1 protein-coding gene and 1 pseudogene are annotated in these 1,372 nt (G+C 28.1%); both read left to right on the plus strand.

Annotated features, from left to right (window positions below; genetic code table 11):
• Positions 1 to 732 (plus strand): annotated as a pseudogene (locus OL66_RS01945) (DnaB-like helicase C-terminal domain-containing protein); the annotation flags it as partial.
• Between the two features lie 11 nt (positions 733 to 743).
• The coding region (locus tag OL66_RS01950; protein ID WP_034172251.1) for a DNA primase at positions 744 to 1,372 on the plus strand (629 nt) is incomplete at its 3' end.

The following is a 1,372-nucleotide window of genomic DNA, read 5'->3' on the forward strand; positions in this document are numbered from 1 at the left end:
TTTTCTTATGAAATGACCTTAGAAGAAAATTTAAGTCGGTTATTAGCCCACCAAACTCAAATTCCCTTAGATGTTATTTTAGATAAAAATTGGGAAGACTCAAACATCACTACACATACCTACATGGAAAGGATGAATAACGCTAAAAAATTCTTTTCCCAACTTAACTTATCATTTAGTTATGATCAAGTTAAAAAAATAGATTATATCATTGATTTAGTTTATCGTTTTTCTTTGGAACAAAAAGTCGAAATCATCGTTATCGACCACCTCCAAATTACTAAAGCGTCCAATCATTTAGAAAATGATCGGTTAGCCATTGACGAAATCATGACTAAATTAAAACAATTAGCCATGGAATTAAATATTGTCATTATCATTCTCTCACAATTTTCTAGAGATACTTATAGTCATTACCAAGGAAAATAACCTGAAATCACCGCTTTAAAAGGAAGTGGTGGAATTGAAACTAACTCAGATATCGTCTTAATGATGTCAGAATTCCAACCCAAACTATCGAAAGACCAAGAAAAACCTTTAAATATCTATAATCAAAATTGTAATCAATTATATTTAGCATCAAAAAACAACGAATCTCAAAAAATCATTGAATTATCTATTAAAAAGAATCGCAGTGGTACCAAAAAGAACTTAGTTTATCACTTTGAAATGACGACACAAACATTCCAAGAAATCGGTTATATTTTGCCTTATCCATTAGAAAGTTATTAAGGAGTTCATCAATGAATTATCAAGAAAAAATAAAACACATTCAAACTCATTTTCCCATGTTAGTTTTATTAAAAAAATTAAAAATTTTACCTCTAAATTTTAATAACCACCACCGTTTTCCTTGTCCCATTCATCAAGGAAAGAATCCCACTTGTTGTCATTTCACTTCAAATAATAAAATTCATTGTTGGAAATGCGGAAAAGATTATGATCTGATTGATGTTTATATGGTTATCCGTCAAATTAAATCTTTTTCTGAAGCGATTCAAAGAATAGAAGGATTTATGAATTCTTTCGAATTTAAAACCTTAAGTCAACAAGAAAAAGAAACAACGAAAATAACTATTAACCCTTTGAAACAACTATATCATTCAATTAAACCAAAACAACCAGTTGACGAACAGGAAATTAATATCAAAAAGAAACAATTATTTCAAAAAATTTCACCCTTATTCAACCAAATTAGAGATTATTATCATTATTTGTTAACTACTAACCGAAATAACGAAAGTCAACCAGGATTAACTTATTTAACTCAAAAAAGAAAAATCACTTTAGAAACCATTAAAGAATTTAAACTAGGTTATGCCCCATTATCTGATAAACCTTTATCTTTTCGTTTAGTAAATTATTGTAAAAA

The sequence above is a fragment of the Chrysanthemum yellows phytoplasma genome, assembly GCF_000803325.1.
GTDB classification, from domain to species: Bacteria; Bacillota_I; Bacilli_A; order Acholeplasmatales; family Acholeplasmataceae; genus Phytoplasma; species Phytoplasma asteris.